General features: G+C 51.6%; 14 protein-coding genes. 8 read left to right on the top strand and 6 right to left on the bottom strand.

Annotated elements, in window-relative coordinates; translation table 11 throughout:
- Positions 1-893 precede the first annotated feature (893 nt).
- The 7 genes from SH527x_RS04550 to SH527x_RS04580 all read left to right on the top strand — a co-directional run bounded on the left by SH527x_RS04550 (position 894) and on the right by SH527x_RS04580 (position 10,865).
- On the top strand, positions 894-2,231 hold the full coding sequence (locus SH527x_RS04550) for an efflux RND transporter periplasmic adaptor subunit (protein WP_437193468.1): 1,338 nt from the start codon (positions 894-896) through the stop codon (positions 2,229-2,231).
- Complete coding sequence (locus SH527x_RS04555) at positions 2,228-5,347, top strand: multidrug efflux RND transporter permease subunit (protein ID WP_437193469.1); 3,120 nt, start codon at positions 2,228-2,230, stop codon at positions 5,345-5,347. The genes SH527x_RS04550 and SH527x_RS04555 overlap by 4 nt, the downstream gene beginning before the upstream one ends.
- Positions 5,344-8,490, top strand: coding sequence for a multidrug efflux RND transporter permease subunit (locus tag SH527x_RS04560; RefSeq protein ID WP_437193470.1), 3,147 nt, complete (start codon positions 5,344-5,346; stop codon positions 8,488-8,490). Before SH527x_RS04555 ends, SH527x_RS04560 begins: the two co-directional genes overlap by 4 nt.
- Positions 8,491-8,801: 311 nt before the next feature.
- Entirely contained in the window at positions 8,802-9,293 is a 492-nt protein-coding gene (locus SH527x_RS04565) for a VOC family protein (protein ID WP_437193471.1), read from the top strand.
- A gap of 129 nt (positions 9,294-9,422) precedes the next feature.
- Complete coding sequence (locus SH527x_RS04570) at positions 9,423-9,821, top strand: YciI family protein (RefSeq protein WP_437193472.1); 399 nt, start codon at positions 9,423-9,425, stop codon at positions 9,819-9,821.
- Between the two features lie 12 nt (positions 9,822-9,833).
- Positions 9,834-10,313, top strand: coding sequence for a DUF1579 domain-containing protein (locus SH527x_RS04575; protein WP_437193473.1), 480 nt, complete (start codon positions 9,834-9,836; stop codon positions 10,311-10,313).
- A 165-nt stretch (positions 10,314-10,478) separates the two neighbouring features.
- Positions 10,479-10,865, top strand: coding sequence for a YciI family protein (locus SH527x_RS04580; RefSeq protein WP_437193474.1), 387 nt, complete (start codon positions 10,479-10,481; stop codon positions 10,863-10,865).
- A gap of 39 nt (positions 10,866-10,904) precedes the next feature.
- Here the strand turns inward: SH527x_RS04580 and SH527x_RS04585 are convergent, their stop codons facing one another.
- The 6 genes from SH527x_RS04585 to SH527x_RS04610 form a co-directional block, all read right to left on the bottom strand.
- Positions 10,905-13,055 (bottom strand): BatA domain-containing protein, encoded by a 2,151-nt coding sequence (locus SH527x_RS04585; RefSeq protein WP_437193475.1) that lies wholly within the window; start codon positions 13,053-13,055, stop codon positions 10,905-10,907.
- A 219-nt stretch (positions 13,056-13,274) separates the two neighbouring features.
- The gene (locus tag SH527x_RS04590; protein WP_437193476.1) at positions 13,275-14,309 is read right to left on the bottom strand and encodes an HD domain-containing phosphohydrolase; all 1,035 of its coding nucleotides are present in this window, start codon (positions 14,307-14,309) and stop codon (positions 13,275-13,277) included.
- Positions 14,310-14,500: 191 nt separating this feature from the next.
- Positions 14,501-14,902, bottom strand: coding sequence for an Hpt domain-containing protein (locus SH527x_RS04595; protein WP_437193477.1), 402 nt, complete (start codon positions 14,900-14,902; stop codon positions 14,501-14,503).
- Positions 14,903-15,422: 520 nt separating this feature from the next.
- Positions 15,423-16,742, bottom strand: a complete 1,320-nt coding sequence (locus SH527x_RS04600) for an acetylxylan esterase (RefSeq protein ID WP_437193478.1) — start codon at positions 16,740-16,742, stop codon at positions 15,423-15,425.
- A 487-nt stretch (positions 16,743-17,229) separates the two neighbouring features.
- Positions 17,230-17,619, bottom strand: coding sequence for a hypothetical protein (locus tag SH527x_RS04605; protein ID WP_437193479.1), 390 nt, complete (start codon positions 17,617-17,619; stop codon positions 17,230-17,232).
- A gap of 94 nt (positions 17,620-17,713) precedes the next feature.
- Positions 17,714-18,571, bottom strand: coding sequence for a DUF1559 domain-containing protein (locus SH527x_RS04610; protein ID WP_437193480.1), 858 nt, complete (start codon positions 18,569-18,571; stop codon positions 17,714-17,716).
- A gap of 396 nt (positions 18,572-18,967) precedes the next feature.
- On the opposite strand from SH527x_RS04610, the gene SH527x_RS04615 reads away from it, so the two are divergent.
- Positions 18,968-20,116, top strand: a complete 1,149-nt coding sequence (locus SH527x_RS04615; RefSeq protein WP_437193481.1) for a substrate-binding domain-containing protein — start codon at positions 18,968-18,970, stop codon at positions 20,114-20,116.
- The last annotated feature ends 88 nt before the right edge of the window (positions 20,117-20,204 follow it).

Consider the following 20,204-nt stretch of genomic DNA (forward strand, 5'->3'; position numbering starts at 1 on the left):
CATCAAGACAAAGTTCCAAGGCTCGCGATTTCGAAAAGCCGCCTTTCGAGAGTGTCCCTGACTGCTTCTGCGCAGCTCTCGCGCGACGCTCAACATCGGATTTGCCTGACCCGTTTCTCGTTCGCTCCCCCTAAGTTCGCAGCATCAGATCGCAGTGCGAATCGGTCTCAGGCATGCCTCCGGCGCTTAGAATGAATCAGGGATCAAGGAAAAATCGGGACGTTGCCGTTTGTTCAAATACGACAACATTTCTGCCGTAACTACTCCAGAATCAAGATGTTGTCGGTTCAGAACGGATCGATTGCAGCTATTTGACCTGTGCTTTTTGGCATATTTTTACCAGAAGCTCTCCAACGGTTGACTCAGCCTGTCAACAGAACCTATTAGAAGTACCTATAATAGAACACAGATTTGACAAATCTTGAACGTGTTCAAAAGTACACAGAAAACTGTCAACTTTCCAACCACAGTAATTTGTTGCCGATTGATTCGCAGTCCGACTTGGAGTTCGGTTTTTCCGATTCAGTCCCTTGAGTGGGAAGCCAGGTTCGGGCTCACGGTGGACTTTCGAATCTGAATTGTCAGGTTGACGAATGTATTGCAAGCCGGCTGACAAACCTGCACGCATCATTTGGACCTTGTCAGGTCAGAGTCATCACTCCACCCGATTTCGATTGTTACCCAAAATATTGTTGCCGCACCTTGTACGATCCCACAGCTGGACTGACTGCAAGTCGCGGTAACTCCCCCCTACGTTGATATTCCATGATTGCGGCTTGGTCAGTCTGACACGTTGTGCGAGTGCACTTCGAACAGTCTGTGTCCGGTGACCAAGCTCGATTATCGCTCTGGCGGTTTCCCTCAAACCAGTCAGTAGATTTGGATCTGCCAAGATGAGCACTCAACTCACCCCACCAAAACCTATTCAACATTCCCCATCTGCTGGAGAAACTCCTCAGGTCAAGGGAACGGCTCCGTCTTCAGGACTCTCAAGTTCAAAGCAATCCAAAGGGAAGGGATTTCTAATATGGATGCTCCTCGCGGCTCTTGGCGGAGCTGCCTGGTATTTCCATCCTTACTGGCTTCCCCAAGTCCAGAAAGTGTTGTTGCCACCACCTGCTGACACTGCCCCGAAAGGTCCCCGGGTTGTCACAGTCACAGCTCAACCGATCACGGAACGGGACTTCAACCTGTACATCAACGGTTTGGGGACTGTGACCGCCTATAACACCGTCACGATCCGCAGTCGTGTCGAAGGCGAAGTGATCAACGTTGCCTTCAGTGAAGGTCAAATGGTTCAGGCTGGCGATCTGCTTGCCGAGATCGATCCGCGACCGTACGAAATGCTGCGAGATCAGGCGCTCGCTCAGATTCAGCGAGATGAAGCGACATTGCGTCTGGCGGAAGTCACTCTGTCGCGACAACAGGAACTGATGAAATCGCAGGCATCAACTCCTCAGTTGGTGGACCAGCAGATTGCACAGGTGGAACAGACAAAAGCGGCGCTGCAACTTGATCAGGCAATGCTCGATAACGCGAAGCTCCAGCTCGCCTTTTCCAGAATCACCGCTCCGATCTCTGGTCGAATTGGCCTGCGACTGGTCGACAAAGGAAACATGATTCAGGCAAATTCCAGTCAGGGAATCGCCGTCATTACTCAGCTCGAACCGATTTCGCTGACGTTTACCATTTCTCAAGATGAGATCCCACGAGTTCAGCGTCGCATCGTTGAGTCCGGTGCTCTGACAGTCGACGCCTATGATCGGGATTTCCGTACGAAAATCGAGACTGGCACACTGACCGCCATCGACAATCAGGTTGATGCCACAACGGGAACATTGCGACTCAAAGCAACCTTCGAGAACAAAGAGCATCTGCTCTTTCCGAATCAATTTGTGAACGCACGACTGCATGTTGAAACAATCCCGAATGCATTGCTGGTTCCCACATCGGCAATTCAGCGTGGATCAGACAAAACATACGTTTACGTCTTGAAGCCGGATAATACTGTCGAATTACGAACTGTTCGCACCGGGCCATCAGAAGGGGCCGAGATCTCCATTCTTGAAGGAGTGTCTCGGGGAGAGATCGTCGTCACAAACGGTCTCGATAAACTCCGTCCGGGAGCTCAGGTGACTGTTGCCGGAAGCCAGAACGCAAAGAGCGAACCAGAGAAGAGTGGTCCACCATCGCCGAAGCCACAGGCGGGGTCCGGGAAAGGCGAGGCATGAACACGTCGCGATTCTTCATTCTCCGCCCCGTCGCGACAGTTCTATTCATGATATCAATCCTGCTGACAGGGTTGGTGGCGTATCGACTGTTGCCTGTGTCTGCCCTTCCGCAGGTTGATTATCCAACCATTCAAGTTCTGACGTTTTACTCTGGTGCTGGTGCCGAGGTGATGACGTCGTCTGTCACTGCACCGTTAGAGCGTCAGTTTGGTCAGATTCCGGGCATGACGCAGATGACATCGAGCAGTTCTGCTGGATGTTCTGTCATCACCATGCAGTTCAATCTCGACCTGAATATCGATGTCGTTGCGCAGGAAGTTCAGGCTGCCATCAATGTCGCCAGCACGTTTCTCCCGAACGATCTTCCCAGCCCGCCGGTCTATACAAAGACAAATCCGGCCGATGCTCCAATTCTCACATTAGCACTTCTTTCGGACACACTGCCGCTCTCAGAGGTGCAGGACCTTGCAGACACCAGACTCGTCCAGCGCATTTCGCAATTGGGTGGGGTCGGGATGGTCAGTATCAGCGGGGGGCAGAAGCCTGCGATTCGAGTTCAGGCAAATCCAACTTCACTGTCGGCGTTAGGACTCACGTTAAGTGACGTTCGAACAACGCTCGCCCAAGCGAATGTGAATCAGGCAAAAGGAAGTTTTGACGGGGAACGTCAGGCTTACATCATCGGCGCCAACGATCAGTTGCTGACCAGCAAGCAGTATCGTGATCTGATTGTGACCTATCGCAACGGTGCTCCAATTCGATTGTCCGAAGTGGCCAACGTGACCGATGGTGTCGAGAACTTGCGACAGGCTGCATGGATGAATACGACTCCTGCAGTCGTGGTGAACATCCAGAGGCAACCTGGGGCGAACATCATCGAGGTGGTGGATCGAATCAAGGAGCTGTTGCCAGTCCTCAGTCAGTCGTTGCCCCCCACAATTGAAGTCAAAGTGCTGACAGACCGGACGACCACAATTCGTGCTTCGGTCCATGACGTGCAGCATGAAATGATTTTAACCATCATCCTTGTGATCCTTGTGATGTTTCTCTTCTTGAGGAATATCCCGGCCACAATCATCCCCAGCGCCGCAGTTCCGCTCTCTTTGATCGGGACATTCGGAGTGATGTATCTGCTTGGGTACAGTCTCAATAACCTGTCATTGATGGCTCTCACGATCTCCACAGGCTTCGTTGTCGATGACGCGATTGTGATGATCGAGAACATTATGCGTTACATCGAAGAGGGCGACCATCCCCTCGATGCCGCATTAAAAGGGTCAGAAGAGATCGGCTTCACGATCATTTCGCTCAGCGTCTCCCTGATCGCCGTGCTGATCCCGCTGCTCTTCATGGGTGATATCGTTGGCCGGCTCTTTCGCGAATTCGCAGTGACGCTCAGTGTCACGATCGCCGTCTCTGCCGTAGTGTCATTAACACTGACACCGATGATGTGCGCCACCATGTTGAAACAGCGAATTCCCGGTGAGCATCGCCCAAACTGGATGTACAGGGTCTCTGAGTCGATGTTCGAAGGAGTCATCAACCTTTACGGGGTCACTCTACGCTGGGTTTTGAGAAATCAGGTACTCACCATGTGTACCTTTCTGATGACGCTGGTTGCCACGGTTTATTTGTACAACCGCATTCCGAAGGGGTTCTTCCCGATTCAGGACACAGGTGTCATTCTTGGGATTTCCGAAGCTCCACAAGACATTTCTTTCAAAGCGATGGAGCAACGACAACTCGAGTTGAATCGCGCATTACTGGAAGATCCCGCCATCGATAGCCTTTCCAGTTTCATTGGCATCGATGGAACAAACATGACCGTGAACAGCGGTCGTATTCAGATCAATCTCAAACCTGCCGCAGAACGAGACGGAAATTCCCTTGAGATCATCCGTCGTCTGCAAAAGCGGGTGGAATCGGTCGAAGGAATTCAATTGTTCCTGCAGCCAGTGCAGGACCTGACCGTTGAGACTCGGATCAGCCGCACTCAGTATCAATACAGTCTGGAATCTCCGGACGCGGAGGAACTTGCAGAATGGGTCCCGCGATTCATCGATGCTCTTCAAACGCTGCCTGAACTTCAGGACGTTGCCAGCGACCAATTGTTAGGGGGACTGCAGGCACATCTGGTCATCGACCGTGACACAGCAGCCCGATTGGGGATCACCCCCCAGATGATTGACGATGCGTTGTATGACGCATTCGGGCAACGTCAGGTCTCCACAATGTTCACACAGCTCAACCAGTATCACGTGGTTCTTGAGGTCCAGCCTCAGTTCCGGGATGACCCCGTCGATCTTTCGTCGATCTATTTAAAGACGTCAGAAGGCCGCATGGCTCCCCTGCAATCGCTCGTTCGTATTGAACGTCGCAATAGCCCGTTGGCGATTAATCACCAAGGCCAATTTCCCGTCGTGACCGTTTCCTTCAATCTGGCACCAGGTGTTTCACTCGGAAATGCCGTCGAAGTGATTAACAGGACGCGAGAAGAGCTTGAGATGCCTCCAAGCATCGTCGCCGGATTCCAGGGAACGGCTGAAGCGTTTCAGGCGTCGCTGCGAAGCACTCCATTATTAATTCTGGCCGCTTTGATCACTGTATATATTGTGCTGGGGATTCTGTACGAGAGTTACATTCATCCGATCACAATCCTGTCGACACTTCCGTCTGCAGGGGTCGGAGCCTTGATCGCCCTGCTGATTTACGGGATCGATCTGAACGTGATTGCCCTGATCGGAATCATCCTTCTCATCGGGATTGTGAAGAAAAACGCAATCATGATGATCGATTTTGCGCTCGATGCGCAGCGAGGCGGAATGGAGCCCTACGAGGCCATCTATCAGGCAAGCCTCCTGCGTTTCCGCCCGATCATGATGACCACGATGGCCGCTCTGTTGGGCGGGGTTCCATTGGCATTCGGTGGAGGAGTCGGAACCGAAATGCGGCAACCACTCGGGATTTCGATCATCGGTGGATTGATTTTCAGTCAGATGCTGACGTTATACACAACGCCAGTGATTTACCTTTGGTTCGATAAGCTGGGAGAGTATCTCGGGTTCCGACGGGCGACAGATTTGGAAACAGAGTTGGTGCTGGAGGAAGCAGCATGAATCTCAGTGCTCCGTTTATTCGCCGACCAGTTGCGACCACGTTACTCACGCTTGCAATTACTTTGCTGGGGGGGCTCAGTTATGGCTTGCTGCCAGTTGCTCCGCTCCCTCAGATTGAGTTTCCAACCATATCGGTGACGGCGAATCTCCCTGGAGCCAGCCCGGAAACAATGGCGTCATCTGTTGCGACACCATTAGAAAGGCAGTTTGCCCGAATTGCAGGCGTGGCAGAAATGTCTTCGACCAGTTCGATGGGCGAAGCTTCGATCACACTGCAATTTGAACTCGATCGCAATGTGAATGCCGCTGCGCGCGATGTTCAGGCGGCAATCAATGCGGCGCGCAGTCAGCTCCCGGCAAACCTGCCGAACAATCCGTCATACCGCAAAATCAACCCGGCCGATGCCCCGATCATGATGCTTGCCATGACGTCGGATACTTATCCGAAAGAGCGCATGTATGACGTTGCGTCCACGATTATTCAACAGAAGGTCGCGCAGACCAAAGGGGTTGGTCAGGTTTTTGTTGGCGGAGGATCTCTGCCAGCTGTTCGAGTCAATTTGAACCCGATGGTGCTGAACCATCTGAATATCAGTCTCGGGGATGTCCGACAGGCGTTATCAAACGCGAATGCCAATCGTCCTAAAGGAACCATCGAGAATGATGAGAAAAGCTGGGACCTCAGTACCAGCGATCAGCTTTTCAAAGCAGAAGAGTATGCACCATTAATCGTCGACTACCGCAACGGGGCTCCCATCCGACTTCAGGATCTGGGAGAAGTGATTGACGGTGTGCAGGATATCCGTTCATACGGAACGTTTAACGGCAAGCCAGCTGTCAATATCATGATTTTTCGCGAACCTGGCGAAAACATCATTGAGACGGTGGAGCGTATTCTCAAGCTGGTCCCACAGCTTCGCACTCAGATTCCGGCGAACATGGACCTCGATATCGCGATGGACCGGACCGCGACGATTCGCGCATCATTACACGATGTCCAGTTCACTCTGATGATCTCCGTCGGGCTTGTGATTCTTGTGGTCTTTGTGTTTCTCAGAGACTTCCGGACAACGCTGATCCCGAGTGTCGCCGTCCCTGTTTCATTGATCGGGACGTTCGCCGCGATGTACCTCTTCGGGTACAGCCTCGACAATCTGTCTCTCATGGCGTTAACGATTGCCACCGGGTTCGTGGTCGATGACGCCATTGTTGTTGTGGAGAACATTCGACGTCATATCGAAGATGGAATGGCGCCTTACCCCGCAGCGATTAAGGGGGCCCGAGAGATCGGTTTTACGGTGCTGTCAATCACGGTTTCGCTCGTTGCGGTCTTCATCCCCATTCTGCTGATGGGGGGAATCGTCGGGCGACTGTTCCGCGAGTTTGCAATCACCCTCTCAGTCGCAATCGGAATTTCACTGGTCGTCTCCCTGACCACGACTCCAATGATGTGTGCGTATCTCTTACGTTCCAATCATGAACGGAAGCAAGGATTCATTGATCGCATCTTCGAAGGATTCTTCAGCGGCATACTTTACCTGTATGAACGCATGCTGTCGTTCGTTCTTCGCCATCAACGAACCACGCTCGCCGTGACGTTATTGACAATTGTATTCACCATGTACCTGTACGTGATCATCCCGAAAGGGTTCTTTCCGCAGCAGGACAGCGGACGTCTGGTGGGAAATATTGTCGCCGATCAGGACACTTCGTTTATCGCGATGTCATCGATTTTAAAGGACTTCAGTAATATCATTTCTGCTGATCCCGATATCGAATCCGTCTCGGTCTATGCTGGTGGACGAGGAGCATCGAACTCAGGGCGCATGTTTATTGCGATGAAACCCAAAGAGCAGCGGTCAGCACCGGTTGATCAGATCATGGGACGTCTTCGTAAGTCCAGTTCCGTTATTGCAGGTGCAAGCCTGTTTTTGCAGCCGATTCAGGATATCCGCATTGGTGGCCGCGCCAGTAGTGCTCAATATCAATTCACACTTCAGGGCGTGAACCTGCAGGAATTGAACGACTGGGCCCCGAAGATTCTCACCGAAATGCGAAAGATTCCAGGGCTGGTGGATGTGAACAGCGATCAACAGGATCGAGGGCTTCAAACCCGACTCGAAGTGAATCGACTGACAGCTGCACGCCTTGGATTATCGTTTCAGGAGATCGACAACACGCTTTACGACGCGTTTGGGCAGCGACAGGTCTCAACAATTTATAAGGACCAGAACCAGTATCGCGTTGTCATGGGGCTAGAGCCGCAGTACGGACAGAACCCGGAGAGCCTGAAACTCATCTACGTCCGCACAAGTAACAATACTCAGACACCACTGAGTGATCTTTATCAGCCGCAGTTGCGATCTGCTTCGCTGGCTGTCGCCCACTCAGGCCAATGGCCCTCTGCGACATTATCGTTCAATCTGACAGCGGGAACATCGTTAAGCGATGTCGTCCCCAAGATCAATCAGATGGTTGACCGAATCGGAATGCCTGCGAGCATTCATGGCCGATTTCAGGGAACCGCTCAAGCTTTTCAAACGTCAACGAGTACGCAACCCGCTTTAATTTTCGCTGCTTTGGTTGCAGTTTATCTCGTTCTGGGAATGCTGTACGAAAGCTATCTGCATCCCATTACAATTCTTTCGACAATCCCCTCCGCAGGTGTCGGTGCTTTGCTCGCATTGAGATGGTGTAACACCGAACTCAACATGATGGCGTTGATCGGAATTCTTCTCCTCATTGGAATCGTCAAGAAGAACGCGATCATGATGGTCGACTTTGCCATCGATGCCGAACGCAATGATGGCATGACTCCCCTCGAAGCCATTCATAAAGCGTGTGTCTTACGTTTCCGCCCGATCACCATGACAACGCTTGCTGCATTACTCGGAGCACTGCCGCTCGCACTCGGGACAGGAAACGGTTCCGAGCTGCGTCATCCAATGGGAATTGCCATCGTTGGTGGGCTGATCTTCAGTCAAATGCTCACCCTGTTTACCACGCCGGTCGTTTACCTCTATGTCGATTGGTTCCGAATGTGGATGAGCCGAGGCCGTGATCGTTCTGAATCGAACAATGGGGTGACCGCATCCAGTCAGGAAGTCAAATCCTCACCTGCGGTACTTGGAATCTCACACTAAATCCTTTTATTTAGTCATCGCGTCTATTCGAGCTGGGCGTAATCTCTTCCCCTGAAAGAACTTTCACATTCCCCACTGGTATTAGATGAAATTTCGCTGAAATTCGAAGGTGGATGTCGATTCGGAAACTTTTCAAACGACAATAGTTAGAAGCAGCAAATCGCAGGTGGCTTTTCAGTCACCGCTTCTGCCGGTTTCTACTTTTTGTCTGTTCGTTCCCGATGGTGCTGGTTCAGCTGGGCTCACGCCAACTCCATGCAACGGGGATGCACACGAATTCCTTCTCCGTTTCGAATTTCAGGAGAGCTTCCATGTCCAAGCCAGCAACCAGCCCGATTCCTCAGGGATTCACCAGCGTCACCCCCTATTTGCTCTGCCGAGACGCCGACGAAGCAATTGCGTTCTACAAGAAGGCCTTCGGCGCTGTCGAAGTGATGCGACTTCCAGGGCCGAATGGACGAGTCGGACACGCCTGCCTGCGAATCGGAAATGCAGCAGTGATGCTTGCAGAACCTTGCATGGAGGACGCTCAGAATATCCCTGAAGTCTCGACCGGCACCGGTTGCAGTGCGGTGACAATTCACCTGTATGTTGATGATGCTGACAGCGTCTTCCAGCAGGCGATCAATGCCGGGGCTTCCGTCATCATGGAGCCACAAGACATGTTCTGGGGAGATCGCTACGCACGGGTGACAGATCCTTCTGGCCATCAATGGTCCATCGCCACTCAGAAAGTGGAAATGACGCCGGAAGAAATGATGACGGCAATGCAACAGTTCTGTACTACCGAACAGACCACCTGAGTTTGCTCAGTCAATTTCTTCTTCAACTCTCCACAGCGACATCCGAAATCGGACGCCCTGTTTGAGAGTACGTGCACCATATCCTCAGGGTGCAGGCTACAAATTCTCGTTACTCAGGAGAACGTTGCGATGAAGTTTATCTGCTTAGGGTACGCAGACCCTGAGAAATTCAACCAGATGTCAGAAAGCGAACTGGCGATCGCCACAGAGGAATGTCTGTCATACGACGACGAACTTCGATGGGGTGGGCATTTCATTGGTGGAGAAGCACTGCAGGCACCTGCAAACGCTGTGACAATACGTGGATCTTCTGGAAAGGTCGTGATCACAGACGGCCCATTCACGGAAACCAAAGAATTCCTTGGTGGCATTCTTTTACTCGAAGCAAGAGACCTGAATCACGCAATTGCTCTGATGTCAAAGCATCCCGGCGTTCGTCTCGGGTCGTTTGAAATTCGACCAGCGGATGATGAATTCATGAAGATGGTGGAAGCCCGAAAAAGATCATTAGAAAACCAGACCGCATAAGGAAACGTAACCATGTTTGGAAAACCCCAGGCAGAGCATGAATGGCTCAAGCAGCTTGTTGGCAAATGGAAATCGGTCGCTCAATGCACCATGGAACCCGGCCAGCCATCAAACGAGGTGGAAGGAACATTCGAAGGGCGAATGATGGGTGACCTTTGGTTACTCATGGAAGGAAAAGGTGAAATACCGGAAATGGGGTGTTGGACGAGCCTGATCACATTGGGATACGATCCACACAAGAAGATGTATGTTGGAAGTTTTGTTTCCTCCAGCATGACGCATCTGTGGCCCTATGCCGGGTCGTTGGATTCAACAGGGAAGAAGCTGCCACTGGACTCGACTGGCCCAAAGTTTACCGGCGAAGGAACTGCCAGCTATCGCGACACAATTGAAATCGTGAGCCCGGAGCTTTGGCATTTCTCAGGAGAAGTGCAGGACGAAAACGGGGTATGGCAAAACCTGATGACGTCGACAAACACCCGAATTTCCTGACCTATTCAGCGTTCAGGAGAGTTGGTTCAACAAAGCGCCGCGTGTCGGGCCAGATTTCCCGACCCGGTGCTTTCGCTTGATCACAATCTCGCATTTAAAATTGAATCATGCGTTGAGTGAAAGTGTTGCAGGTAAGTTTTCTTCCGGATGAAAGTGGCTGAGACAATGAAGTACATGTTGTTGATCTACGGTAAAGAAAATGCCATCACTGAAGACGAACGCGCCGCGTGTATGGAGAAGTCCACTCAGGTTTGTCACGACCTGAATGCTCAAGGGAAGTTTGTGGCAGCATCTCCACTGCACCCTGTCTCAACCGCGACGAGCGTGCGTCTACGCGAAGGAAAGCGCCTGATCACAGATGGGCCATTTGCTGAAACGACCGAGCAGCTTGGAGGCTTCTATCTGATCGATGTCAGCGATCTGGACGAAGCAATCAGCGTTGCAAGTCGTCTCCCCCCTGCGAAATGGGGAACTGTCGAGATTCGACCAATCTTCGAATTACCTGACATTCCCGTTCCAGATCAATCCGTTGCAGTCAGTAACGAACTGTAGGTTTGAGGCGTTCCTCGATGCTGATGAGTTGTGGACTATCTAACCCACAACCGGCGCAGGGGGATGCGGGCGCAGTGCGGCGATGAGCGATTCAATGAATAAGACTGCAAGCACAACAATAATTGCCCATCGCCACCACTGTTGCTGCTTTTCCAGTTCGAAGTTCTTCGCTTGTCGTTGAGCTTCTGGTGAAAGTGGGATTGCAGCAGCTGCTTCGAGCTTCACCTGGGATAGATTGATTCCGCTCGATTGAAGAGCGTCTCGCGTGATTGCCGTCGTCCTTGATTCAGACGGAGGAATATTCACCGCGGCAGCTGTTGCCAATTCCGGTTGCAAATTCTCTCGTGAATTGGCGAAGTAGAAATGTCCAGGGCGATCAAAGGTGAACTTGGTTTGATTCTCTAGAACGATGATTTCGTCATTCCGCTTCACATAGACCGTCGTTCCGGCCGCATTCAGATCTAGAAGTTCAACCTCGTCTCCGACCAACTTCTGCAGACGAGTCGACTCGATGGGGGCAACGCTTTCCAGCAACGCATTCATCATCGGGACGAACTTCGTTGAAACTGCGAAGTCGCTTTCGTTGCGAGCCCACCCCGTCGTTAACAGGAACAACTTCCCCTGTCCCATCGGAATCTCAGCAAAAGCCGGACTACCGTCATCATAGCTGGCCAGCACGTGTGCATCCGGCAACGAATCAACAGGGAACTTCTGATACTTCCAGATCTTCAGGCGACTGAAATCCGAGAATCGTGGATCGTCAAACGGCTTAAACACAGAATGCTTGAAGTCGATGTTCTGCAGCAAGGCGTACGTCTCAGGTTGTCTCTGTGCGACCTCGGCCGGGGGAGCTCCGAGTATCGGATACACAGCCGAAGACTGTACCGAATCCCTCGCGACGAACAGGACAGAGTGCCCGGCAGCAAGCCAGCTGCGAATGGAGTCCGCTTGAGATTCATTCACATTACCGGCAACGACCAATAATGTGATTGGCTCATCGGGGGTGGTAAGAAGAGTGTTGTCTTCTTTCCAGTCCACAATCTCAATATGCCGTGTCGCATCATCAGGAAAAGCCGCTTCCAAATAGAAACGCAACCCGTCTTTCGACTGAGCACCATCATCTCCAAGATAGCCGATTCTCCATTGTCGCTTCTCGGTGCCGATGAGATAGAGCGTATTATCGAAAGTCGCCGCATCGCCAGACAAAACAAGGGCTCGCCCGATCTCATCTGCCTGCGGTTTCTTCAAGGAAACAACTCGACTTTGCCCTGCTTGCAGACTGAATGTCTGAGCCGTCGCCCCCTCTTTTGCCGCACCAGATTCTCCTTCTGTCTCATTTGAAACGGGTGTCTGCTGGATCTTGTCACGCCAACTCAATTGAAACGTGTTGCCAATTGAGTCTTTGGCATTTGTCACCAACACTCGCACAGTTTCAGGATCATCCAGCGGAGCAGAAGCCGCGAGTTGCATGGACGCGTTGGTGGAATCAACAGGACGAACTTCAATCACTTGCACTGCCACATTCGGTGGCCAATGATGATTGTTCAGGACTTCCCAGTTTCCACCTGTCTGCATGTCAGAAATCAAAATCAATTCTTTGTTCTGACTCCCCTGATCGCGTCCTTCATTCAGTCGTTGCGAAGCCATCACCAGTGCAGACCCGAGATCGGTAGACGCCCATCCAGGGTGAATCGCCTTGAGTTTCGTCAGTGCCAATTCCATCCTGGCTTCAACTGGCAACTCATCCCATTCAGCGAACGTGATCAACTGCTGAGACGTTGCATCGAAGGCAACCATTGAGAATGTGTCATCGTGCCGAAGACGACGGATGACTTTCTGTGCTTCTGCCTGAACTTCGTCCCAACACTTCTCACGCTGTAAACTTGCTGAGCGATCGATCAAAAGGATGATCTGTCGGCCCCCCTGCACCGACGCGGCCAGTGTGTCGTGACTTCTGAGGAAAGGTCTGGCAAATGCAAGCGCCAGAAGAAGAATTGCGGCCGATCGCAGTAGGAGCAGAAGCCAGTCTTCAATTCGACTACGCTTCGTCACGCGAGGCGGATCAGGAGACAGGAACATCACGCTACTGAAGACATGCCGCCCTTTGGGGGATCGACGAATCATATGAAAGGCAATTGGAAGACCAATCGCCAGTGCCGCCAGGAGATAGAGTGGAGCCAGAAAACTCACAGTCGGCCTCACCTCAAGCTGATTGCCGAATCGTACGCGTTGAACGTCTGTCCGATTAGACCATCTTCACTCTGTCTGGTCCATCACATTCCAAGGGACACGGTGTGTTCTATAGAAGAGAGGTGAACGCAGGGATGAGCGATCACTCACACGAAAGTCTGAATGTTAAGACAGACTCCGGCGACGGGGACCAGTTGAGGTCAACCACTCAATTGGCTTTTAGTTGGCGAAAAGCATCTGAGAAGAGAGTTCTCGAGGTTCTTTCAGCAAGCGTCGCACTTCGAGGAATTGATCTTCGCATCGAAGAAATGCTTCAACGATCAAAGGGTCAAACTGCTGACCGCTTTTGCTCACGATGATCGATTTCGCGGTCTCATGGGTGAAGGCCTCTTTGTAGACACGCGCAGAAGTTAAAGCGTCGTAGACATCTGCAACGGCAGTGATTCGCCCACAGAGTGGAATTTCATCGCCCTGCAGACCATTTGGATAGCCTGTACCGTCGTACCGCTCATGATGAGTGAGTGCGATGTCCATGGCCATCTGCAGGTAACCGGCATTCGGATGAGAGGCTGCAACGTCTTCCAGAGTTTTGGCTCCGAGTGTTGTATGCGTCTTCATCACTTCGAATTCATCTGGAGCCAGAGGTCCAGGTTTCAGAAGAATCCGGTCAGGGATGGCCACTTTGCCGATGTCGTGCAACGGACTCGTCAAATACAGCATGTTGATGTATTCGCCATCGATCTCGTCTTTATATGGGTCGTAGTGCGAGAGGTCTTCTGCCAGAATTCGCACGTACTCCCGCATCCGTTCAAGGTGGTCGCCTGTCTCTTGATCTCGGGACTCTGCAAGTTTTGCCAATGCAAAGATCGTCAGTTCGCGGCTTTCGAGACTGAGGATTCGCTCCCCTGCACGGATTCGAACAAGAAGTTCGCTTGGATTGAAGGGCTTAGGAATGAAGTCGTCGGCTCCGGCATTGAGCCCTTCAACAACGCTCGCCAACCCGGAGTGTGAAGTCAGAAGAATAATGTAGATGTAGTTTCCACATGAGCGGCCACGTACCTCACGACAAAGGTCAATACCCGTCATTCCAGGCATTTCCCAGTCGGATATAAACATGCGAAATCGCCCGGTGCGAAGCAGCAGGAGCGCTTCGTTGCCATCCAGCGCAACAGTGACATCGTATCCAAACGCAATCAGAGCGTTTGATAACGTGTCGATTGTTCCGGGATCATCATCTGCGATTAGAATGTTCATATCAAATCGACATTCACTGTCGGAGCCAACGCATAGCGTGATCGCGCTATTTGCTCTGAAGTGTCTACTGGAGGCTGCAATAAAACTTTAAGACGAGGGGTGATCAGCAAGTATCAATGAATCGACTAGTCCGAGATTTTCATCTGGCAGCCAGCAGCTTCATCGAGACGAAATTCACCGATTCAGGACCGTTACGGGTTGATCGGCGAAATCTGAACTTGCGTCTGGAACAACTGCAGGGCGGAAATCAATTGGTCGACCGCCTGCTGTGCCCCTCTCTCATCTTCAATCTCAGTGGATTGTTCGATTTGCCTCGCGGCATCTCGTATTTGTATGGCTTCGACATTTGCCGCCTCACCTTTCAGGCGATGAGACATTTGACGCAGTGATTCCCACTGACGTCCGGCAATTGCCGTTTGAAATTCTGTTTTTCTCTCTTCCAGACTGGTCTGGAAGCGCGTAATCACCCTCAACATCAGTGCCTGGTTTCCCAGACAACGAGCAGCGAGTGCTTTAAAATCCACAAGTGGCTCACTGGAGTCCTTGGGGTGACTCTTCGCTGTGTCACTGACTTCTGGAATCGAGTCCATCATTCACTCTATTCACTCAGACGGAATCTGAGTCTTTCCGCTGTCAGTGTCTTCGATGTGAGGAGCCCAACCCTCAAATGCAGTGGATCCTTCCCGACTGCCCCATCTAAACACTGTGTCATGACAACACTAGTTCATAAAACTGCACTGTTTTGGAGCGGAATTCAGAGGAGACTGCTTTTTTGTTAACTCGAATCGTTTTTCCCGGATTTTTCAGAAAATTCGACGATGAAATACGACTCGCTACAATCGGACATCAAAAGCGGCACGCCAGATTCGAGACACGTTCGGAATGGTCCAACGGACGGATGCAAAACAGCGTAAGGCACACTCAAGTTATTCCCTGAGTGTGCCTTGCGTTGATTTATCGAAATTGAACTAATCAAACCAATCAGGTGAACTCGTCTGCGATGGATGCTGACAGGGACATCAACATCTGGATACCGAAGTCGAACTTCCGGAGCCCCCCTGCCTTTCGGCCAACACTCCAAAAAAATTAACCTGACTCTGAAATGTGAATCGACTACTTCATTTCTTGTACATGTTTAAGGACTGCTTCCTTCATGAACTTCAAGGCCGGTGGTGTGTTTGTGTGCCCGGCTTGAATGTCGTTGAAAATGGATTTCTGCATTCCGAGGGCGTTGTAAGCCGCGTAGACGCTGGTCGGTGGACAGACTGTGTCAATGAACCCGACTGTCACAGCGGCTTCTTTGCACTTCGCACGCTTCGCGAAATTCACACAGTCAAAATACCGTGAGGTTTCCAACGATTTTGGATCTTGCTTTCCATCTGCCCCAATCGGGCTGAACTTCGGCCAACCGCTAATGCGATTTGCGACACTTCCAGTGTGATCACATCCGGCTGGCACCCCTGCGCAGATCAATGTAACGCGACTGTCCAGCCCGGTCGCAGCCAGCGCCTGCAATCCCCCTTGGCTTGACCCGTAAACAACGAGCGTTTTGCCATCCCATTCCGGTTGTGCCGCCAGAAAATCGATCGCACGCATCAGGCGGAGATACATTCCTTTGAAGTAGCACTCGTCGCGATTGGTTCGTCCAATTGCACGATAGTCCTTCAACTCCCCTTCGCTCAGATCCTTGTAGTAGTCTGCTGGCTTTCCGTTTGGAATTCCGTGTGCATTGATATCAAGAGCCAGCATTCCGCCTGCCTCGGTGGCCCAACGAACATTTCCAAGGCTGGAGCTGCGTACTCCGGCACCGTGGACAAACAGGATCGCAGGGAGTGATTTCGGCTTGGCTCCCTGTGGCTTTCCGAAGTAACCAGAAACAGGTTTCCCCACGCAATCAATTTGCACGTCAAAGGCGTCCACCTTCTCAACCGGTGACTTCACCGCAGTGACTGTCGACTTCAATGGGACAGCAGCCAGTGCTGCTTTCTGTTCATTCCAGAACTGGTCGAAGTCGTCCGGTGCTGGCATGCTCGGCTGAATCTTCAACGGAGAAAAGCCTGCTCCTGCAAACGATGTGACATTACCGGTGGTGAATCGCGCCAGCAAGAATCCTGCCTCATCGAGCTTGCCGGAAATTGTTGCTTTCCCATCCTTCACCGCGATTTTCTGAGGAGCCTGAGGCTGAAAGCCATCCTTTGAAAGGACGCAAACGACCTCTCCTTCTTGAAGCGGCTTCCCATCCTTCTTAACGTCGACAGTGAACGTTGCTGTTTCACCAACTTCATACAACGCATCCGGATGATCAGCGGAGACACTGATGGTCATCGCAGGCGTTTTCGCTGCTTCCTTCTGTGCAAACAGCGGCGATGAAAAGACGGAGAAGATCGCAGTGAGAACGACCAGACGTCCCCAGAGCAGAGAGTTGTTTTTCATGTGACAGCCTTGGAACTCGAAGGGCAACTAAAATGGTGTATCAATATTCACGTGAACGACGTATTAACTGGCCGATCACATCGTGAATGACCACATCTCGGAGGACGTGAAGATCGGCGACAATTTCGAGGCGGTCGCACTCTTGTCGTCATGTTCAGAACATGAAAATTGCGACCTGAAGTCGATCTTCAATCACAGACCAGTTCATGTGTTGATGGAGCGGAAGTCGGACTTCCCCCCACGAATTGAACCCTACCAGACATGACCGTGATTGACAATCAGTGCGATTGATCTGAAGTTCCCAAGTGGTCGCAACAAGCGAATGGCGATTGAGGGCACTTTTCGGTCCGTGAACGAAAACGGCGGGCATCCCAAAGTCTGAGATGCCTGCCGTTGTTTGTTCTGGATACGTGTATCCCATATGTGTTCATTTTTCAGAATGAACACATGTCCCTGACGCGTGCACGATGAATTGGAAGGCTGTCTATTACTTCAGATCCATCGTGATGACGTTCTCCCCGGCCTTCAAATGAAATCGCTGATCCGTCGACGTATCGCTGAAGTATTTCTGAGCGATCCCTGATGGGGCGCGTCCGTTCTCAGGTCCAGTGAGATAGAAGCTGTATTCGCCAGTGGGCACATCAGTATCGATCGTGAAGGTCCCTTCTTTCGATACTTGGCCACTGGCAATGTTGCCGTGCATGAAAGACATCAGATTGACAGTGAACGGCCCAATCGGCTTTCCATTCAAGTTGACAGTCCCGTTCACCTTCGCATCTCTTGCCGGGGCAGATGGCTGCTGATTACAGCTCGACATGAACAGTGTTGAAGTCAACACAAACAGAGAAAGCATGCGGTAGGTCAGTTGAGAAATCATGCCGGTATCACCTGAATCGATCGAGAAAAGGAAGGGAGTGCGAGTCGCCCCAGTAATCGTGGAGCACGAGTAAACTGGAATCTTTGAAAAAACGTTATTCGACGGATGCAACATTTCCGTCGGCACGGTCACTCAGATTCCGGTAGGTCCCTTTGTCCATATTCTCACTCAGGAAGCGAACGGCTCCGTCCCCAAACAGGAAGTGAGCACCACCTGTGTGATCACTTCCAAAGTTCGCGTCAGGATCCCCAAATGACGTCACGTTGATGTTCATATGAGATGTCGTGTTTCGCGCGGCATGAAATCCCCAACGATACTGAGGGCCATCCTGCTGAGAGACCCGTTTCTCTCCCGCCATGAAGACATTCGAGCTTCCATCTTTAAAGTCGCGAAAGCCGAAACTGGTGTTCTGATTGAAGGCCCCGGTGTGAGTACTCTGAACGTTCGTATTGGCTGGACCAGTGCCGGTGCTGATGGCGTAATCACCAAGTGCTTCGTTGCTGGCATTCTTCATCATCGTTCTGGTACGTGATGGGCAGAAATACGACGTGATGATTGTGCCATCCGGAGTATTGTTGATGGCATTTGCCTGGCTGTAATTGAAGTTCCACTGATTGTAGACAGCAGTCTGCTCAATGTATGGGAGGATGAACACGAAGGCGTTGATGACGTTCTTCTGGTCACCACTGATGTCACCGCCATAAACACTGCCGGGAGGAAAGCGACCGAAAACGTCGTGATAGTTGTGCATGGCCAGGCCAAGCTGCTTGATGTGGTTCTTGCACTGTGTGCGGCGAGCAGATTCCCGCGCCTGTTGAACCGCCGGAAGCAGCAGGGCAATCAGAATGGCAATAATCGCGATGACCACGAGCAACTCAATAAGCGTGAATCCTCGTGTTTGGATCCGCGCCCGTTGAACTGGACGATAAGTACTCTTCTGTTTCGTTGGCATCGCGTCTAACCTCCAATGTCGAAATGAAATGATGCGAATTCACTGCCTGAAATCTCTGTCGAAGCGGTGAATCTCGAGGCCCGATATCCAACAGAGTGGCCGTAAAAATCATGTAACTTTGAATGAATGCAAATTCTTGAACTGCACACAAACCCACAGTTAAACACACCTCAATATTTACACTTCTTGATAGAATGTCATTGCAACAATCCGTAAATGGATTTCGTTTTTGCGTCAGCGTCGATTTTCGCGAATGGGAACGACACGATGCACTCAGACTTCCAGACAAGTCTTTCTGCCAACGAATCTGACCGAAGTCGAGATCCATAATGGAGAAGTTCTCTCAGGCGGGCCTGCCTGTGAGATCCATCGGGCCATTGACTGAAGTTGATCTTAATGCGAAATGTTGCCCTGCTGATTGAAACGTCTGGGAGCTACGGGAGAGGTTTACTTCAAGGGGTGCAGCGTTATGTTGATGAACATGGAAGCTGGTCGATCTCGTTCGAACTACGAGGACTGGATTCTCGCCCACCTGGTTGGCTGAAACACTGGAAGGGGGACGGCATCCTGACTAGAACAGGGTCGCGGGAACTGGCAAAGGCGATTGCTCGCTTAAATGTTCCGGCTGTCGAGTTGAGAACGAACCGTTATCTTCCCAAACGGCACTTTGTGGGGATCGATAACATCTCACTGGGAAAGCAGGTCGCGAGTCACTTTCTCGACCGCGGATTTCGCCACTTCGGGGTCTACCGGTACGACATTGAAGATTACTTCATCGTTCGAAGTGACAGCTTCATCAACGCAGTTCTGGACAGCGGCTATTACGTCGAGTCCATCAATGCCCCGGCACAGATTGACGATTCGCGAGTCTGGAACCAGCACCAGTTACAGCTCGTGGAATGGCTCAGAAAGCTCCCCAAGCCGATTGGTCTGATGGCCTGTAATGACCAGATGGGATACTGGTTGCTGAATGCCTGCCGGCAGGCGGGAATTCTCGTTCCCGAAGAGGTTGCGATCGTTGGAGCAGATAACGACGAAACCCTGTGCTCCTTGTCGTCGCCTCCCCTATCCAGCATTCCTCACGATGCTCAAAGAATCGGGTACAAGGCTGCATGGTTGCTCGATCAGCTCATGGCCGGAAATCCGACAACGGAGGATGCCATTCTGATTCCCCCCCTGCCAATCGTGATGCGCAGGTCATCTGACGTGCTGGCGATTGACGACTCCCAACTGGCGATGGCGATTCAATTGATTCGACGGTCTGCTTGCCTGGGGCACTCCGTAAACGAAGTCCTGAGAGAGGTTCCCATTTCCCGTAGCATGCTCGAACGGAAGATGCGGGAATATCTCGGGCGATCACCTCACGAAGAGATGATGCGGGTACGCCTGGAAAGGGCAACGCACCTCTTGCGTTCCACGGAACTGCCACTGGACCAGATTGCCGCGAAAAGCGGATTCAGCACAGCACAATACTTCTGCACGGTCTTTCAGAAAATGATGGGGTCCACCCCGATCGGGTATCGCAAGTTGCGTCTGCGCACGTGATCAACACGAATCACGGTCGATGAGTCGAAGTCCATGAAAAAAGCCGCCTGAGCAATTCACTCAAGCGGCTTCTTTTACTCAATTCAAC

The organism is Planctomicrobium limosum (assembly GCF_051465645.1).
In the GTDB taxonomy this organism is placed as follows: domain Bacteria; phylum Planctomycetota; class Planctomycetia; order Planctomycetales; family Planctomycetaceae; genus Planctomicrobium.

Coding starts and splice junctions, on each gene's coding strand:
- SH527x_RS04550 (WP_437193468.1), top strand. CDS start 894: ATGAGCACTCAACTCACCCCACCAAAACCTATTCAACATTCCCCATCT.
- SH527x_RS04555 (WP_437193469.1), top strand. CDS start 2,228: ATGAACACGTCGCGATTCTTCATTCTCCGCCCCGTCGCGACAGTTCTA.
- SH527x_RS04560 (WP_437193470.1), top strand. CDS start 5,344: ATGAATCTCAGTGCTCCGTTTATTCGCCGACCAGTTGCGACCACGTTA.
- SH527x_RS04565 (WP_437193471.1), top strand. CDS start 8,802: ATGTCCAAGCCAGCAACCAGCCCGATTCCTCAGGGATTCACCAGCGTC.
- SH527x_RS04570 (WP_437193472.1), top strand. CDS start 9,423: ATGAAGTTTATCTGCTTAGGGTACGCAGACCCTGAGAAATTCAACCAG.
- SH527x_RS04575 (WP_437193473.1), top strand. CDS start 9,834: ATGTTTGGAAAACCCCAGGCAGAGCATGAATGGCTCAAGCAGCTTGTT.
- SH527x_RS04580 (WP_437193474.1), top strand. CDS start 10,479: ATGAAGTACATGTTGTTGATCTACGGTAAAGAAAATGCCATCACTGAA.
- SH527x_RS04590 (WP_437193476.1), bottom strand. CDS start 14,309: ATGAACATTCTAATCGCAGATGATGATCCCGGAACAATCGACACGTTA.
- SH527x_RS04595 (WP_437193477.1), bottom strand. CDS start 14,902: ATGATGGACTCGATTCCAGAAGTCAGTGACACAGCGAAGAGTCACCCC.
- SH527x_RS04600 (WP_437193478.1), bottom strand. CDS start 16,742: ATGAAAAACAACTCTCTGCTCTGGGGACGTCTGGTCGTTCTCACTGCG.
- SH527x_RS04605 (WP_437193479.1), bottom strand. CDS start 17,619: ATGATTTCTCAACTGACCTACCGCATGCTTTCTCTGTTTGTGTTGACT.
- SH527x_RS04610 (WP_437193480.1), bottom strand. CDS start 18,571: ATGCCAACGAAACAGAAGAGTACTTATCGTCCAGTTCAACGGGCGCGG.
- SH527x_RS04615 (WP_437193481.1), top strand. CDS start 18,968: ATGCGAAATGTTGCCCTGCTGATTGAAACGTCTGGGAGCTACGGGAGA.